This is a genomic window from Arsenicicoccus cauae, assembly GCF_009707125.1.
In the GTDB taxonomy this organism is placed as follows: domain Bacteria; phylum Actinomycetota; class Actinomycetes; order Actinomycetales; family Dermatophilaceae; genus Arsenicicoccus; species Arsenicicoccus cauae.
Genome location: NZ_WLVL01000040.1, coordinates 83,381 through 99,977, shown reverse-complemented (window position 1 = coordinate 99,977; position 16,597 = coordinate 83,381). Strand labels below are relative to the sequence as shown.

14 protein-coding genes, 1 tRNA gene and 1 other RNA gene are annotated in these 16,597 nt (G+C 72.4%); 5 read left to right on the top strand and 11 right to left on the bottom strand.

The window, feature by feature from the left end; all coding sequences use genetic code 11:
- Positions 1–3: 3 nt before the first annotated feature.
- Both map and ppgK read left to right on the top strand, forming a co-directional pair.
- Positions 4–873: a type I methionyl aminopeptidase gene (map, locus tag GGG17_RS12555; RefSeq protein ID WP_154594050.1), complete on the top strand. Its 870-nt coding sequence runs from the start codon at positions 4–6 to the stop codon at positions 871–873.
- Positions 874–893: 20 nt separating this feature from the next.
- Complete coding sequence (gene ppgK / locus GGG17_RS12550) at positions 894–1,670, top strand: polyphosphate--glucose phosphotransferase (protein ID WP_154594049.1); 777 nt, start codon at positions 894–896, stop codon at positions 1,668–1,670.
- Between the two features lie 231 nt (positions 1,671–1,901).
- On the opposite strand, the gene GGG17_RS12545 is transcribed toward ppgK, so the two are convergent.
- The 5 genes from GGG17_RS12545 to GGG17_RS12525 form a co-directional block, all read right to left on the bottom strand.
- The gene (locus tag GGG17_RS12545; protein ID WP_154594048.1) at positions 1,902–2,549 is read right to left on the bottom strand and encodes an MBL fold metallo-hydrolase; all 648 of its coding nucleotides are present in this window, start codon (positions 2,547–2,549) and stop codon (positions 1,902–1,904) included.
- A 9-nt stretch (positions 2,550–2,558) separates the two neighbouring features.
- The gene (locus GGG17_RS17235; RefSeq protein ID WP_154594047.1) at positions 2,559–3,986 is read right to left on the bottom strand and encodes a GGDEF domain-containing protein; all 1,428 of its coding nucleotides are present in this window, start codon (positions 3,984–3,986) and stop codon (positions 2,559–2,561) included.
- Positions 3,983–5,521, bottom strand: coding sequence for a GGDEF domain-containing protein (locus tag GGG17_RS17230; protein ID WP_154594046.1), 1,539 nt, complete (start codon positions 5,519–5,521; stop codon positions 3,983–3,985). Before GGG17_RS17230 ends, GGG17_RS17235 begins: the two co-directional genes overlap by 4 nt.
- A gap of 82 nt (positions 5,522–5,603) precedes the next feature.
- An RNA gene (gene rnpB, locus GGG17_RS12530) (RNase P RNA component class A) lies at positions 5,604–5,974 on the bottom strand.
- Positions 5,975–5,987: 13 nt separating this feature from the next.
- Positions 5,988–7,442 carry an RNB domain-containing ribonuclease gene (locus tag GGG17_RS12525; RefSeq protein WP_154594045.1) on the bottom strand — a complete coding sequence of 485 codons (1,455 nt, stop codon included), beginning with the start codon at positions 7,440–7,442 and terminating at the stop codon, positions 5,988–5,990.
- Between the two features lie 33 nt (positions 7,443–7,475).
- Between GGG17_RS12525 and GGG17_RS12520 the strand changes: the two genes are divergently transcribed.
- Positions 7,476–8,222, top strand: coding sequence for a YaaA family protein (locus tag GGG17_RS12520; RefSeq protein WP_288798181.1), 747 nt, complete (start codon positions 7,476–7,478; stop codon positions 8,220–8,222).
- A 162-nt stretch (positions 8,223–8,384) separates the two neighbouring features.
- Here GGG17_RS12520 and GGG17_RS12515 read toward each other — a convergent pair whose 3' ends face one another.
- The 6 genes from GGG17_RS12515 to GGG17_RS12490 all read right to left on the bottom strand — a co-directional run bounded on the left by GGG17_RS12515 (position 8,385) and on the right by GGG17_RS12490 (position 12,532).
- Positions 8,385–9,614, bottom strand: coding sequence for a bifunctional RNase H/acid phosphatase (locus GGG17_RS12515; RefSeq protein WP_311966660.1), 1,230 nt, complete (start codon positions 9,612–9,614; stop codon positions 8,385–8,387).
- Entirely contained in the window at positions 9,611–10,351 is a 741-nt protein-coding gene (locus GGG17_RS12510) for a zinc ribbon domain-containing protein (protein ID WP_311966659.1), read from the bottom strand. Before GGG17_RS12510 ends, GGG17_RS12515 begins: the two co-directional genes overlap by 4 nt.
- Positions 10,341–11,270 (bottom strand): Nif3-like dinuclear metal center hexameric protein, encoded by a 930-nt coding sequence (locus GGG17_RS12505; protein WP_154594043.1) that lies wholly within the window; start codon positions 11,268–11,270, stop codon positions 10,341–10,343. The genes GGG17_RS12510 and GGG17_RS12505 overlap by 11 nt, the downstream gene beginning before the upstream one ends.
- Before the next feature lies 1 nt (position 11,271).
- Positions 11,272–11,344, bottom strand: a tRNA-Val gene (locus tag GGG17_RS12500).
- A gap of 192 nt (positions 11,345–11,536) precedes the next feature.
- Positions 11,537–12,019 carry a peroxiredoxin gene (locus GGG17_RS12495; protein WP_154594042.1) on the bottom strand — a complete coding sequence of 161 codons (483 nt, stop codon included), beginning with the start codon at positions 12,017–12,019 and terminating at the stop codon, positions 11,537–11,539.
- Positions 12,020–12,103: 84 nt separating this feature from the next.
- Complete coding sequence (locus GGG17_RS12490; RefSeq protein WP_311966658.1) at positions 12,104–12,532, bottom strand: DUF3052 family protein; 429 nt, start codon at positions 12,530–12,532, stop codon at positions 12,104–12,106.
- 155 nt (positions 12,533–12,687) lie between these two features.
- Between GGG17_RS12490 and fdhD the strand changes: the two genes are divergently transcribed.
- Entirely contained in the window at positions 12,688–13,575 is an 888-nt protein-coding gene (gene fdhD, locus GGG17_RS12485; protein WP_154594041.1) for a formate dehydrogenase accessory sulfurtransferase FdhD, read from the top strand.
- 162 nt (positions 13,576–13,737) lie between these two features.
- The gene (gene aceE / locus GGG17_RS12480) at positions 13,738–16,494 is read left to right on the top strand and encodes a pyruvate dehydrogenase (acetyl-transferring), homodimeric type (protein ID WP_288798196.1); all 2,757 of its coding nucleotides are present in this window, start codon (positions 13,738–13,740) and stop codon (positions 16,492–16,494) included.
- The last annotated feature ends 103 nt before the right edge of the window (positions 16,495–16,597 follow it).

The window sequence follows — 16,597 nt, the reverse complement described above, 5'->3', positions numbered from 1 at the left end:
CCTATGTCGATCAGCCCTCCCACCGTCGCCCCCGGCCGCGTCTCCGCACGGCGCGCCGTCCCCTCCCAGATCGAGCGGCCGCACTACGTCGACCGGGGCCAGGACATCCGCGAGGACGGCGACCGGCTGGTCAAGGACGCCGAGACGATCGAGCGCATGCGCGTCGCGGGACGGATCGCCGCTCAGGCCATGGCAGTCGGCGCGGCGCTGGTCGCCCCCGGCGTGACGACCGACGAGATCGACCGCGTGGTGCACGAGTTCATCTGCGACGCCGGCGCCTATCCCTCGCCCCTCGGCTACAAGGCCTTCCCCAAGTCGCTGTGCACCAGCGTCAACGAGGTCATCTGCCACGGCATCCCCGACTCCCGGCCCCTCGAGGACGGCGACATCGTCAACCTCGACGTCACCGTCTACCTCGGCGGCGTGCACGGCGACACCGACGCGACCTATCTCGTCGGGGACGTGGACGAGGAGTCCCGCCTGCTCGTCGAGCGCACGCACGAGGCCATGATGCGCGGCATCCGGGCCGCTCGGCCGGGCCGCGAGGTCAACGTCATCGGCCGCGTCATCGAGTCCTATGCCCGGCGGTTCGGCTACGGCGTGGTGCGGGACTACACCGGGCACGGGATCGGCACCGAGTTCCACAGCGGACTGATCATCCCGCACTACGACTCGGCACCGGCCTACGACACCGTCATCGAGCCCGGCATGACCTTCACCGTCGAGCCGATGCTGACGCTCGGTGGCGGCAGCGACTGGGACCTGTGGGACGACGGCTGGACCGTCGTGACCGCCGACCTGAGCCGGTCCGCACAGTTCGAGCACACCATCGTCGTCACCGACGACGGTGCGCAGATCCTGACGGCGGCGTGAGTCGACATACGCTGGACCACATGACCTCACGCAGCAAGAGTCTCCCCCTCGGCATCGACGTCGGGGGCAGCGGGATCAAGGGTGCCCCCGTCGACCTCGAGACCGGCGAGTTTGCCGCCGAGCGGGTGCGCATCCCCACCCCCGAGGAGTCCACGCCCGAGGCCGTCGCCGACGTGATCGCCCAGATCATCGACGAGCTCGACGAAGTGGGGCCGGACGCGCCGGTGGGCATCACGGTGCCGGGCGTCGTCACCCACGGTGTGGTGCGCTCGGCCGCCAACATCGACAAGCGGTGGCTGGACCGCGACGCCGACAAGCTCTTCACCGAGCGGCTCGGGCGAGACGTCCACGTGGTCAACGACGCCGACGCGGCGGGCGTGGCCGAGGTGCGCTACGGCGCGGCCCGCGGCAAGGACGGCTTCGTCATCCTCACGACCCTCGGCACGGGGATCGGCATCGCCCTCATCCACGACGGCGTCCTGATCCCCAACGCGGAGCTCGGCCACCTGGAGCTGGACGGCCGCGACGCCGAGACCCGCGCGTCCAACGGCGTGCGCGAGGCGAAGGAGCTCTCCTGGGAGGAGTGGGCAGAGCGGCTCCAGCGCTACTACTCCCACCTCGAGAACCTCCTGTGGCCCGACCTGTTCGTGGTCGGGGGCGGCGTGTCCAAGAAGTCCAAGAAGTTCCTGCCGCTGCTCGACCTGCGCACGCCGATCATCCCGGCGACCCTGCTCAACAGCGCGGGGATCGTGGGTGCTGCGGCGCTGGCGGCGGACGAGGCCGCCCGCCGCCACTGACCTACCGGGGGTAGGGGCATCAGCCGGGCTTCGTCCGCCAGGTCGATGATCCCGCCCCCGGTAGGGGCATCAGCCGGGCTTGGTCCCCCAGGTCGATGATCCCGCCGGGGGTAGGGGCATCAGCCGGGCTTGGTCCCCCAGGTCGATGATCCCGCCGGGGGTAAGGGCATCAGCCCGGCTTCGTCCGCCAGGTCGATGATCCGGCCCCCGGTAGGTATGCCTTGCCGCGGCTCAGGAGAAGGTGCGGGCATCCCCGCCGGCGAGGTCGACGACCTCGGTCCGGTCAAGGCTGAAGTCTCTGGCATGCCCGAGGTAGATGCCTCGCCCCGCAGGTGACAGCAGGGCGTCGTGCACCGGGACGGCATACCTCGGTCCGATCCGCCGGACGAAGGCGATCGTCTCCTTGCTGGCGCACCACGGGGCGTTGAGCGGGAGTGCCAGCACGTCCACCTCTCCCGGCTCGGCGTCGTAGGCGTCCCCGGGGTGGAAGACCGTCGGCTCGCCGTCGACGCTCAGCACCACGCCGGTGTTGCCGATCCGCGGGACGTGCTCGTTGATCACCGCGTGCTGCTCGCCCACACCGCGGAGCGTGACGTCGCCCACGCTCACCTCGTCGCCCCCCACCAAGGCTACCGAGCCGGGCACCTCGACCAGCTCGCGGGCCTGGGCCTCGACGTACCACGCGGCGTCCGGGTTGCCCCGCACCAGCTCGGGCACCCGCTCGGGGTCCAGGTGGTCCGGATGCTGGTGGGTCACCACGACGGCGTCGAGGTCGCGCAGGTCCTCCCACCCTGCGGCGAGGGTGCCGGGGTCGATGAGGACGCGCTGGTCGGCGATCTCCACCAGCAGGCAGGCATGACCGAGATGTGTCAGACGCATGCCTCAACCCTAGGCGTCGGCCCTGTCCAGCACCACGGGGCGCGTCTGGGAGAACCGCACGGCGTCACGGCCCCCGGCCTTGGCGGCATACAGGGCCACGTCGGCGCGGGCCACCATCGCCGCGACGCTCTCGATGCCGTCCCACACGGCGACGCCGCCCGAGAAGGTCTGGCCGGTCCGCGCGGCGCCCCGCAGCCCCTCCAGCAGAAGCCGGACGTTGTCCGGGTGCCGCCCCTTGGCGAGCATAAGGAACTCCTCGCCGCCATGCCGGCTGAGGAAGACGTCCGGCGGGAGGCTCCGGCGCCAGGCCGACGCGGTCGTCTCGAGGAGCCGGTCGCCCGCCGGGTGGCCGTGCAGGTCGTTGTAGGCCTTGAAGTGGTCGAGGTCGAGCAGGGCCACCACCAGCGGGACGTCCTGCTCGATGGCCTCCGCCACCATCCGGTGCATCTCCGCCTCCCCCGTGCGCCGGTTGGGCAAGGAGGTCAGGTGATCGGTCCGGGCCAGCGACTGCAGCTGGTCGCGCTGCTGGTCCACCAGGCGCATCATCCGGCCCAGCCGAAGCATGACCAGGCCGAAGACGACAGCCGTCATGACCAGCAGGGGCCAGGCGCTCAGCCCCTGGGGCCGGTCGTGCTGGCGCAGGAGCATCAGCGGCGGCATCACTGCGGCGACGGCCAGGACGCTGAGATGGATCCGCTCGAGCCCGGCGGACGGCTTGTGCGACCGCACGGCGAACCGCGCCATGGACGGATGGAGGGCCCCCAGGCCGGAGACGAGCGCGCTGAGGACATACCAGAACATGGCGCTCGAGTAGCCACCCTGGACGCGGATGGGGTCGACCACCTGCAGGACGTCGCCGACCGTCTTGGCGCTCAGCCCGAGCACGAGCAGGACCGGGGAGGGCGCCCCGCCGGACGTCAGCACGATCCGGGACGCGGCGATGATCACGAGCAGGTCGAGCAACGGTGACGTGACGGTGCTGAAGGTGCTCGCCGAGGTGGCGACCTGCGTCTCTGCAGCGAAGGACCAGATGACGGCTGCGCACCCGAGACCGAAGATCGTGCCGTCCAGCGCCACGCTGCGCGCGGCCTCGCTGGTGACGCGACCGGACGCCGACACGACCCCCGCGATGACCACGACATAACCGACGATGGACAGCAGGTCGCTCACCAGCACCCCCGGGAGGACCTCCGCGCGCATCGCCGGCAGCGGGAGGGTGAGCAGGCCCCAGGCTCCCGTCCCGACCAGCAGGCACCACCAGATGGCACGGCCGGGCGGGCGATAGAGGAGGATGCCGGCGAGGAAGGTGAGGGGCACGACTGCGATCGCCACCCGGGCCAGGTCGAGTCGTTCCTCGACCGGCACCCACAGGTAGGTCACGAGGACGCCCGCGGCGATGGTCGCCGCCAGGCGAAAGACCAGCTGGCGCTCCTTCACCGCGACCTGCCACCCGACCCGTGCCGCGCGCCGCTCGCGCCACCTGCGGCGTCGACGGCACGATCGCGCGTCTCCCACAGGTAGGTGCGCGCACGCCCGTTGGCCTTGGCGGCGTAGAGCGCCTCGTCGGCGCGGGCCACCAGGTCTGCGGCGGAGTCGTCGCGCTGCCACTGGGCAACCCCGGCGGAGAAGGTCTGCTGCCGGGGGGTCGCTGCTCGGAGCCGGTCCAGCAGGTCCAGGACCGCCGAGGTGGGCAGCCCCACGGTCACGAGGACGAACTCCTCTCCTCCGTAGCGCGCCAGCACCTCGGCCGGGCCGAGCAGGTCGCTCCAGCGGTGGGCGCACCCGACGAGCAGCTCGTCGCCCGCGTGGTGCCCGAAGCTGTCGTTGAAGGCCTTGAACCGGTCCAGGTCGATGATGGTCACGCTGAGGGGCTCCCCCGTCTGCTCCACCCGCAGAAGCGCCCGGCCCAGCTCGGCGTCACCGGTGCGCCGGTTGGGCAGCCCGGTGAGGTGGTCGTTGCGGGCCAGCACCTCGAGGACCTCGGACTGCTGGTCGGAGGTGCGGAGCATGCCGGCGGCCCTGGCCACGACCAGCGCGAACATCAGCAGCATCGACACCGACAGCGCAGACCCGTCCGGCACGGAGCCGCCGCTCGGCGCGTGGACCAGCTGCCAGCCGTAGACGCCGACGGGCAGCATCCCCATGCCGAACAGCCAGGGGACGTGGTGGCGCGCGGTCAGCCGCGCATCCAGCTCCCGGGCGCCGGTCCCCAGGTTGGCGCCGGCGGGGGCGTTGACGGCGACGGCCACGGCCCCGTAGGCGAGCAGCCACGCGACGTGCGCGGCGTCCGGCGCCTGGCGGTCACGGATCAGGTTGGCGAAGTCGAGGCAGTCGCCCACCAGCAGCAGGGCCGGGCAGGCCAGCCCGATGATCGCGCCCCAGCTGACGGGGAGCCGTGACATCACGCGGATCGCCCCGACCGCCAGGAGCACGAGGTCCAGGACGGGGAAGAGCGCGCAGACGATGGCCGAGGACGGGTGCCCCTGGAACAGCGGGGACCGCAGCCCGGGAACCACGAGGGTGATCCACGCGAGCGTGCCGAGAGCCACGGTCAGGATCATCGTGTCCAGGGTGCGGGCGAGGCTGACCCGCTCGCGCGCCCTCGCCACCAGCCGCACATAGCCGGTGAGGGCGATGGTGTAGGCACCGAGCATGAGGGCGTCCCCGGGGTCGGCCAGCTGCCGGTCGTGGCCGTAGACGAGGTCGACCGTGAGGTCGCTGACGTAGTCCCCGACGGTGTACACACCAAAGGCCACGAGCAGGGCGTACGTGAACGCGTTGCGGCGCGACGGGTGCCGGCGCAGGGCCCAGGCGATGGAGCCCATCAGCACGAGGTAGGCCGCGGCATACGTCGCGAACCGCACCGTCCGAGCGGGGTCGAGGCCCCACCCGGTCCGCGAGGGGACCAGGTCCACGACGGCCAGCAGGAGATAGAAGCAGCCCAGGCCGAGGGAGGTCGACCAACGTCCCACCGATACCTCGCTTTCGGGGGGCGGCGGGGCGCCGCAGACCCTGGACTACGCAGTGTAGTGATCCGGTGACTCGCCCGTGGGCGGGATGAGTCGGTCTGTACGCCGGGTTCTGTCCACCCCGGTCTCCCGGGGATGGGCGATCATCCATCTAGGGTGGCCGTTGCCGACCACCTCGAGCGCTCCACCCGTGCGCTCGGGCGGGCAGCCCTCGGACGCGCACTGTCTGAGCTTGCTTCAGGTGGGGTTTACCTAGCCGCCGTGGTCACCCACGACGCTGGTGGTCTCTTGCACCACCGTTTCACCCTTACCACCACGGCCGGAGCCGGGTGGCGGTCTGTTCTCTGTGGCACTGTCCCGCGGGTCGCCCCGGGTGGCCGTTAGCCACCACCTTGCCCTTCGAAGCCCGGACGTTCCTCGGCACCATGACGGTGACGCGATCGCCCGACCGACTCATCCCGGGGCCAGTCTAGCGGCCGTATGCCGGGGAGCCCACCGCCTCGAAGGCCACCCGGCGGCGCTCGACCGAGGCCTCGACCAGTCTCACCTCGAGGGTGCTGCCCAGCTCGAGGTCATCGCCGGAGCAGGGGGCCAGGACGGGCACGTCGACGAGCTGGACGAGCGCGGGCCCCTTGTCCGACCGGTCGACGACGCTGGCGGCGAAGGTCTCTCCGACGCGGGGCGCCAGCACCGACGCCTCCACGGCGTCGGTGCAGGCGCGCTCGACGGCCTTGGCCCGCCGGTCTGAGGAGCGCATGAGCTCGGGCAGAGCCGGGAGAGCGGCCCGGGCCCAGCCCGGCACCTCGCGGCCCGCCGCAGCAGCCTCGCAGACCACGAGGCCGAACCGGTCGACGAGCCGCCGCAGGGGCGCCGTGACGTGGGCATAGCTCGCGGCCAGGGCGGCGTGGCGGGTCTGCTCCGGCGCGGCGCCGTCGAACGGCGTGTAGGACGCGCCCCGGAACAGGCTCGTGGCGGCGTGGATCACCGCGAGGTGACGCGGGTCGGTGCGGTCCAGCGACTGCAGCATCTCGCCATACGGCTGGTCCGGGCCCCAGGCGACGCCGAGGGCGGCGCACTGGCGCCGCAGCCGGGCGACGTCGCGCTCGTCGGCCGGCGGCATGGTGCGCAGGATCCCGACGCCGGCGCCGAGCATCACCTCGGCCGCCGCCATGCCGGTCATGAGCGAGATCTGGGCGTTCCAGTCCTCGACGGGGGCGAGCGGCCGCAGCACGAGGCGGTAGCCGTGCTCGGCGTCACCCTCGACCTCCTGCTCGGGCATCGGCAGGCTCGCCCCTCCGCGGGCGCGCTCCTGGGCCTGCCGCGCCAGGCCGACCTGCCGGAGCAGCCCCAGCATCGGGTCGGCGGTGCCGGCGTCGAGGTCGCGCTGCACCTGCTCGTAGTCGAGCCTCGCGCTGGAGCGCACCATGGCGCGGTCGAGGGACTCCAGCCGCACGGCGCCGTCCGCGTCGACCCGCAGGTCCCACACGAACGCGGGACGCTCCACCCCGGGCAGCAGGCTCGCGGCGTCCTCGCTGAGCCGCGTCGGGTGCAGCGGCGTGCGCCGGTCCGGGGCATAGATGGTCTGGCCGCGGCGGCGCGCCTCCGCGTCGATCGGGCCGTCCGGGCTCACGAACGCCGGCACGTCGGCGATGGCGTAGCGGACCCGCACGCCGCCGGCGCCGTCCCGCTCCAGGTGCATGGCCTGGTCGAGGTCCATGGCCCCCGCCGGGTCGATGGTGATGAACGGCAGGTCGGTCAGGTCGGCGCCGACCCGCACCGCGCGGGCAGCCGCCTGCTCCGCCTCGGCCAGCGCCTCGGCGGGGAACTCGCCTGGCACGTCGAGCTCGGCGCGGATCGCGTCGAACGCGCGATGAAGCTCGTCGCCCCCCGGGGCGGAGGTCAGGATCGTGCGGGTCGCAGCCATGGGCGTCACTCTAGGGGGCCCTAGGCTGTCCCGGTGCTGATCCTGCTGCCCCCGTCGGAGTCGAAGTCGTCCCGCCCCCGGGGCCGGGCCTGGCGCCCCGAGTCGTTGTCGTGGCCGGAGCTGACCCCCTCCCGGCTCGCGGTGGCGCGGGAGCTCGAGCGGGTGTCCGCCCGCGAGGACGCCCCCGCGACGCTCGGCGTGTCGAGGGGGCTCGCCGACGAGATCGCCCGGAACCTGCACCTGGACACCGCCCCCGCCGTGCCGGTGTCCGAGCTCTACGCCGGCGTGCTGTACGACGCGCTCGACCTCGCGTCCCTGGACGCCGCGGGGCTGCGCCGGGCCCGGAGGTTCGTCGTGGTCCAGTCCGCGCTGCACGGCGCGCTGCGCCTCTCCGACCGTGTGGCGCCGTACCGGCTGTCGATGGGCGTGCGGCTCGGCGCGCTGGGGCCGTTGGCGACGTGGTGGCGGCCGCGGGTCGAGCCGCTGCTCGCCGGTGCCGCCGGGAGCGGCCTGGTCGTGGACTGCCGGTCCAGCACGTATGCCGCAGCCTGGCCTCCCGCGGGGGAGCTCGCACGGCGCTGGGTGCAGGTGCGGGTGCCCGGCGCCACCCACATGGCCAAGCACACACGTGGGCTCGTCACGCGGGCGATCTGCGAGCTGGGCACGACGCCTCGCACCCCGCGGGCGCTGGCCGACGCGCTCTCGGCGACCTTCGACGTGACGCTGGAGCCGCCAGCCCGGGTCGGACGCCCCTTCGTCCTCGACACGTCCCCGCGCTAGGCACACCGCCCGACCTCTGCCTCCGTTCCCCCGTCGAGTGGTCACCTCTGGCGGGGCCCCTCGCTCGTCGAGTGGTCACCTCTGGCGGGAGTGGATCGTTCATGGTCTCCCGCGAAGACGTCATTGGTGACGAATGGGCCCGGGTCGACGCCTGGCAGAGGGTCAGAGGTGGGAGGTCCGGTTGACGAACGACACGGAGGCGTTGCCGTCGGCCCACACCTCGACGCCGGTCAGCGAGCCGGGCGCGAGCGCCAGCCGCCAGAAGCGGTCGTGCGGGATCCCGAGCACCTCGGCCAGCACCACGAGGAAGGGTTTGCGGTGCCCGACCAGCACGGTGGCCCCTCCGGCGGCCACGACCTCCCGCCACCCGGCGAGGACGCGCTCGCGCAGCTCGTCATGGCTCTCTCCCCCGGGGCGTGCGTAGGCGGGGTCGGTCCGCAGGGCCGCCAGCTCGTCCGGCCACCGCGCGGCGACCTGGCCCATGGACTTCCCGTCCCAGTCCCCCAGGCCCTGCTCGTCGAACCGGTCGTCCTCGGTGGCCTCGACGCCGAGGGCCGCGGCGATCGCCGCACCAGTCTGGCGGGCGCGGTACAACCCGCTGGTGAGCACACGGGCATCCGGCCCGACGAGCCGCCGCACGGCGTCCGCGCAGGCCTGCGCCTGGGCGACGCCGTCCTGGTTGAGCCCTGGGTCCTCTCCCCCGCGCCCGTCGAGCCACCCACGCACGGTGAAGTCGGTGAGGCCGTGGCGCACCAGCAGGACGCGGGTGGGCACCCCGAGATCGGGGGCCGCGCCAGGCACCGGGTCGGTGACCTCACGGCCGGTCAGGGGCTCCCCCTCGGCGCCCTCCTCACGGTCCGCCGACTCCTCCTCGATGACGGGTGCCTGCCCGGGGGCGCGGTCGATCACGGCGTCCGGCCGGGTCCCGTCGTTGGTCGACGCGCCGGGGCCCTCGGCATACGACCTGTCGATCGTGAGGCCGTCCATGCCGTCGTTGGACAGCTTGTCGGCCGCCGTGTTGTCGGCCCGCGGGATCCAGGTGAAGCGCACCGACCCGCCGGCAGCCGACCGCGCGCGGCACAGCTCGCGCGCCTCGAGGGCCAGTCGGCGCATGTCCTCGTGCTTGACCTTCCACCGGCCGGACATCTGCTCGACGACGAGCTTGGAGTCCATGCGGACCTCGACGTCGGCGGCCAGGTCGATGCGCGCCGCCGCCTCGAGTCCGGCGATGAGGCCGGAGTACTCCGCGACGTTGTTGCTCTGCTTGCCCAGCGGCGCCGCGCGCTCGGCGAGCACCCGGCCGGTGGCGCCGTCACGCACCAACGCGCCGTAGCCCGCGACCCCCGGGTTGCCCCGGGATCCCCCGTCGGCCTCGACGACGAGCCGCGTCACAGACCCGACTCGGCCGTGCGCACGAGGATCCGGCGGCACTCCTCGCAGCGGAGGACCTCGTCCTCGGCGGCTGCCCGGATGCGGCCGAGGTCGACGTTGTTGAGCTCCATGTGGCAGCCCTCGCAGCGACGCTGGCGCAGCGCCGCCGCCCCGACGCCCCCGACCTGGTCCCGCACCTTGGTGTAGAGACCCAGCAGGTCATCCCCGACACCGGCCGCGACGCCCTCGCGACGGCCGGTCACCTGCTCCCGCTCGGCCTCGAGGGTGCGGACCAGCTCGTCGCGGGCAGCCGTCGCCTCGTCGAGCTCCTGCTGGAGCGTGGCCGCCCGGGCCTCCAGCCGGTCCAGCGTGGCCTGGTGCTCCTCGGCCCGCTCCATGACCTCGAGCTCGAGGTCCTCCAGGGTGCCCTGGCGGCGGCGCAGCGACTCGAGCTCGTGCTGGAGCGCCTGCAGGTCCTTGGCCGTGCCCTGCCCGGAGTCGAGACGGCCCTGGTTGCGGGTCATCCGGTCGCGGACCATCTGGACCTCGTCCTCCGCCCGCGTGATCTCGCGCTGGACGTCGCTCACCGCGGTGCGGGCGAGCACGAGCTCGGTGTCCAGGGCCTGCCGCCGCTGGGTGGCGGCGTCGACCGCTCGCTGCTCGTCGGAGGAACGGAGGCGGTGGGCGATCTGGTCCAGGCGGGTGTCGAGCTCGGCGAGGTCGAGCAGGCGCCACTGGCGTGCGGGTTCAGCCTTCACCGGCGTCCTCCTTGGGTCGGGCAGGGCCGGCGCCCTGGGTGCGGGTGTGATCGGCGCTGTCGCAGCCGCCGTCGGTGGGGACGAGGAAGGTCCACGGGTCGGTCGTGCGTGTCGACACCGTGGCCTCCACCGTAGCCCCGCGCGCCGACAGACCCTGGAGCAGCGCCTCTCGCGCCACGTCGAGCCACAGCCACTCCGTCGCGAAGTGGCCGGCGTCCACGAGGTATGGCGCACCGCCCCGGGCCTCCTCGCGCATCTCCAGGGCCGGGTGGTGCCTGAGGTCCGAGGTGACGTAGACGTCGGCCCCGCTCGCGCGGACCTCGTCGAACAGGCTGTCGCCGGCACCGCCAAGCACCGCCACGCGAGCCACCTGGGCGTCGGCCGGGCCCGAGACCCGGATGCCGACGGGGGTCGGCGGCAGCGCGTGCGCCAAGTGCTCGGTCAGCGACCTCAGCGTCGTCGGCCGGGCCAACCGTCCGACGCGTCCGAGCCGCTGGCCCTCCTCGACGGCCAGCGGCTCCACGTCGAGCAGGCCGAGCGCGTCGGCCAGGGCCGGCGAGACGCCGGCGTCGGCGACGTCCGCGCTGGTGTGGGCGCAGTAGAGCGCGACGTCCGCGACGACGAGCCGGGTGATCGCGGCGCCCTTGGCCGTCGTGGTGGCCACGCTGTGCACGCCCCGCAGCAGCAGGGGGTGGTGCGTGACCAGTAGGTCGGCACCCAGGTCGCGGGCCTCGTCGACGACGTCGAGCGTGGGATCCACGGCCAGGAGGACCGACCTGACGGGCTGGTCGGGGTCGCCGGTCACCAGCCCCACCTGGTCCCACGACTGGGCGGTGTCCTCTGGGTAGAGGCCACGCAGCACCTCGAGGACCTCGGCGAGCGAGGGGGTGCGGTGGCCGTCGGTCGCGGCGCTGTCCATGTGGGCCCGGCCGGGTTCGAACCGACGACGGCTGCGGTGTAAACGCAGTGCTCTACCAGCTGAGCTACAGGCCCCGTCGCGACGACCCGTCGGCCGTCGCGGTCGCCCATTGTGCCAGGGCCGAGGAGTGCGGACGCGCCACGGCTCGCGGCCTACCGGGGGCGGGATCATCGACCTGGGGGACGAAGCCCGGCTGATGCCCCTGCCCCCGGCGGGATCATCGACCTGGGGGACGAAGGCCGGTCGATGCCCCTACCCCCGGTAGGTCAGCGGGTGCGGAGGGCCTCCAGCGCCTCGTGGTAGCCGCTGAAGTCGCGCGCCTCGCCCGGCTCGTTGACCAGCGTCCAGGCGACCTTGCCGTCCTGGTCCACGAGGAAGGTGCCGCGCTTGGCCAGGCCACCGCCCTCGAGGAAGACGCCGTAGTCCTGGGCGACCTTGCCGTGCGGCCAGAAGTCGGACAGCAGCGGGAAGTCGTAGCCCTGGTCCTCGGCCCACGCCCGCAGCGTGAACATCGGGTCGCACGAGACGGCGAGGACCTGCACGTCCTCGCCCTGGAAGCCGGCGATGTTGTCGCGGATCTCGCAGAGCTCGCCGGTGCAGATCCCGGAGAAGGCGAAGGGGTAGAAGACGACCACGACGTTCTTGGAGCCGCGGAAGGAGGACAGGGTCACGTCCTCGCCGAACTGGTTCTTGAGGGTGAAGTCGGGGGCCTCGGAGCCCACCGACGGTGCGGTCTGGGAGTCGCTCATGGCCCCAGTCTGTCAACCCGTGCCCCGAGCGCAACTCAGCGACGGGACGGTGCCGTACGTCGACCGCCCCGGCGCGCGGCGGGGCTACTTCTTCTTGGCGCGCGGCGGGACCAGGCGGGTGCCGGTCCAGTCCGCCGAGCCGGTGAGCGCGCCGGAGACGTGCAGGCCAGCGGTGGTCGCAGCCTCGGCGATCTCGGCCGGGTCGACGTGCCCGCCCCGGCCGGCCCGCGGGGTCATCAGCACGATGAAGCCCTGGTCGTCGAGGTCGGTCAGGCCGTCCACGATCGCGTCGACGAGGTCCCCGTCGCCGTCGCGGTGCCAGAAGAGCACCGCGTCGACCACGTCGCCGTGATCCTCGTCGGCGAGGTCAGCACCGATGTGGTCCATGATGCGGTCGCGCAGGTCGAGGTCGACGTCGTCATCGAAGCCGAGCTCCTGCACCACCGCGCCCTCGACGAGCCCCAGCTTGGTCAGATGGGCTGCCGCAGCGGCCGCTTCCGCGGTCGTCGTCACTGTCGTCCTGGTCCTTCCGTCCGGATCCGGCGCGTCCGGGGGGACGCTCCGATCACGGCCCCACGATGAGGTCGTGAGGCCTAGTCCACCCAATCGGAGGCCGCATGGCAAGGACGCTCGCCAGGCGGGGGCGGCTGCGGCGTACGCTGGCAGGCATGGGACGCGTGACGACGAGGGTGCCGGCGACCCGCTTCGTGGTGGACGAGGGCGGGCAGGACGGCCAGGCCGGGACGGACGGCCCGGGCGTGTCGGTGCGACCGCGCCCCGACACGCTCGCCGTCGAGGAGCCGCTCGAGATCCGGGTCCACGGCGAGGTCGTCGCGGTCACGATGCGTACGCCCGGGGACGACTTCGACCTGACGATCGGCTTCCTGGTCACCGAGGGGGTCATCGCGGCGGCCGACGACGTCCTGGGGCTCATGCACTGCCTGGACGAGGGCGAGGACGGCTCCCCGACCTACAACGTCGTCGACGTGACGCTGCGCGACGGGGCCGGGTCCGCCGAGGCGCTGACCAGCGCGACGCGGAGCACCTACACCACCAGCTCCTGCGGGGTCTGCGGCAAGGCCGGGATCGACGCCATCCGCACCCGCCTCCCCCACGACGTGGCCGCGGACCCGGTCCGCGTCCGGGCGACGGACCTGGTCCGTATGCCGGACAGGCTGCGCGAGCACCAGGGGGCCTTCGACAGGACGGGCGGCGTCCACGCCGCGGGCCTGTTCACCCCCGGGGGCGAGGCGCTGCTCGTCCGCGAGGACGTAGGGCGGCACAACGCGGTCGACAAGGTCCTGGGGGCCGCGGCGCGCGAGGGTCTGCTCCCCCTGACCGGTCACGTGCTGCAGGTCAGCGGGCGGGCGAGCTTCGAGCTGACGCAGAAGGCCGCCATGGCGGGGGTCCCCGTGCTCTCGGCCGTGTCGGCGCCCTCGTCCCTGGCGGTCGACCTCGCCAGGGACGTGGGGGTCACCCTCGCGGCCTTCGTCCGGCCGCCCCGGTTCACGGCATACAGCCGTCCCGACCGGATCGACGAGACGACGGCGGCCTGATTTTGCACGGCCCGATCCCCGCCAAATGGGCTCGCCCTTCCGGCAAACGGCCCACGGTGTGACCTGCACCCCATCTTGGGTGGAGGATGGGGGCGATCGTCCCGCCCGGCGCCCAGATCCGAGGTGCGCCGGGAGGTTCCTCTAGGAAAGGACACAGGCGTGGTGGCACGCGATGGTGTCGGTCCGATCATCAACGGACTGCCGAACCAGCTCCCCGACATCGACGCGGAGGAGACGCAGGAGTGGATCGAGTCGCTCGACGGGATCATCGACGAGGGCGGTCGGCAGCGTGCCCGCTACGTCATGCTCAAGCTCCTGGAGCGGGCCCGCCAGCGCCAGGTCGGCGTCCCCTCGCTGACGTCCACGGACTACGTCAACACCATCCCGCCCGAGCGTGAGCCCTGGTACCCGGGCGACGAGACCACGGAGCGCGGCTACCGCCGCCTGCTGCGGTGGAATGCCGCGATGATGGTGCACCGTGCCCAGCGCCCCGGCATCGGCGTGGGCGGCCACATCTCGACCTACGCATCCGCCGCGACGCTCTACGAGGTCGGGATGAACCACTTCTGGCGCGGCAAGGACCACCCCGGCGGCGGTGACCAGATCTTCTTCCAGGGCCACGCCTCCCCCGGCATGTACGCCCGCGCCTATCTCGAGGGGCGCCTCGACGAGGCCCAGCTCGACGGCTTCCGCCAGGAGCACTCGCACGTCGTGGACGGCACGGTCCGGGGGATCCCGTCCTACCCGCACCCCCGCCAGATGCCCGACTTCTGGGAGTTCCCGACGGTGTCCATGGGCATCGGTCCGATGAACGCGATCTACCAGGCGCAGTTCAACCGCTACCTGCACAACCGCGGCATCAAGGACACCTCGCAGCAGCACGTGTGGGCCTTCCTCGGCGACGGCGAGATGGACGAGGTGGAGTCCCGCGGTGCGCTGCAGTGGGCGGCCAACGAGGAGCTCGACAACCTCACCTTCGTCGTCAACTGCAACCTGCAGCGCCTCGACGGCCCCGTCCGCGGCAACGGCAAGATCATGCAGGAGCTCGAGAGCTTCTTCCGCGGGGCCGGGTGGAATGTCATCAAGGTGGTCTGGGGCCGCGGCTGGGACCCGCTGCTCGCGGCCGACCGCGACGGCGCCCTGGTCAACCTCATGAACACCACCTCGGACGGCGACTTCCAGACCTTCAAGGCCAACGACGGCGCCTACGTCCGGGAGCACTTCTTCGGTCGCGACCCGCGCACGGCCAAGATGGTCGAGGGCTGGTCGGACGACGAGGTATGGCGTCTCACCCGTGGCGGCCACGACTACACGAAGGTCTACGCCGCCTACAAGGCCGCGACCGAGACCACCGGCGTGCCGACCGTCATCCTCGCCCACACGATCAAGGGCTACTTCCTCGGGCAGCACTTCGCAGGCCGCAACGCGACGCACCAGATGAAGAAGTTCGCTCTCGACGACCTCAAGGACCTGCGCGACCGGCTCGAGATCCCCGTCGCCGACAAGGTGCTCGAGGACGACCCCTACCAGCCGCCGTACTACCACCCCGGCATGGACGACGACCGCATCGCCTACATGAGGACGCGGCGCAAGGAGCTGGGTGGCGGTCTGCCGTCGCGACGCGACCCCGGCAAGGCCCTCAAGCTGCCGGAGGACAAGGCCTACGCGACGGTCAAGAAGGGCTCGGGCAAGCAGACCATCGCCACGACCATGGCGTGGGTCCGGCTGCTCAAGGACCTCATGCGCGACAAGGAGTTCGGCCAACGCGTCGTGCCGATCATCCCCGACGAGGCCCGCACCTTCGGCATGGACTCGTTCTTCCCGACGATCAAGATCTACAACCCGCACGGGCAGAACTACACCCCCGTCGACCACGAGCTGATGCTGGCCTACCGCGAGGCCAAGAACGGTCAGATCCTGCACCTCGGCATCAACGAGGCCGGGTCGCTGGCGGCGTTCACGGCGGCGGGCACGTCATACGCGACGCACGGCGAGCCCATGGTGCCGATGTACGTCTTCTACTCGATGTTCGGCTTCCAGCGCACCGGTGACTCCATCTGGGCCGCCGCGGACCAGCTCACCCGCGGCTTCCTGATCGGCGCCACGGCCGGCAAGACGACGCTCACCGGCGAGGGCACGCAGCACATGGACGGGCACTCCCCGCTGCTGGCCTCGACCAACGAGGCGGTCGTGCACTACGACCCGGCCTACTCCTACGAGATCGCGCACATCATGCAGGACGGTCTGCGCCGGATGTACGGCGAGAACGCCGAGGACGTCATCTACTACCTGACGGTCTACAACGAGCCGATCGTCATGCCGGCCGAGCCCGAGGGTCTGGACGTCGAGGGCCTGCTCAAGGGCATGTACCTCCTCAAGGAGGCCGAGGACGCCGGTGACGCGGGCGACAAGCGGGCCCAGCTGCTCGCGTCGGGCGTCGGGGTCCCGTGGGCCCTCGAGGCGCAGGAGCTGCTCGCCAAGGACTGGGGCGTGGCCGCCGACGTGTGGTCGGTGACCTCGTGGAACGAGCTGCGCCGGGACGGCTTGGCGGTCGACAAGCAGGCCTTCCTCAACCCCTCGCAGGACGCTCCCGAGGCCTATGTCACGACGGCGCTCAAGGGTCGTCCGGGCCCGGTCGTGGCGGTGTCCGACTACATGCGCGCGGTGCAGGATCAGATCCGCGCGTGGGTGCCGGGCGACTACTTCACGCTGGGTGCCGACGGCTTCGGCTTCTCCGACACGCGGGCCGCGGCTCGTCGCCACCTGCACATCGACGGCCCGTCCATCGTCGTGCAGACCCTCGCGGCGCTCGCGAAGCAGGGTGTGGTGGAGCGCTCGGTCGCCCAGGAGGCGATGGACAAGTACCGCCTGACGGACGTCACGGCGGGCACCAGCGGCAACGCGGGCGGCGACGCCTGACGGGCGCCCCCCGCCCCCTCCCCGCCCCGAGATCGTGAGGGCCTGGTCCACGTGGACCAGGCCCTCACGTCTGCTGCGGTGTCCCGCCGAGGGGGCGCAGATC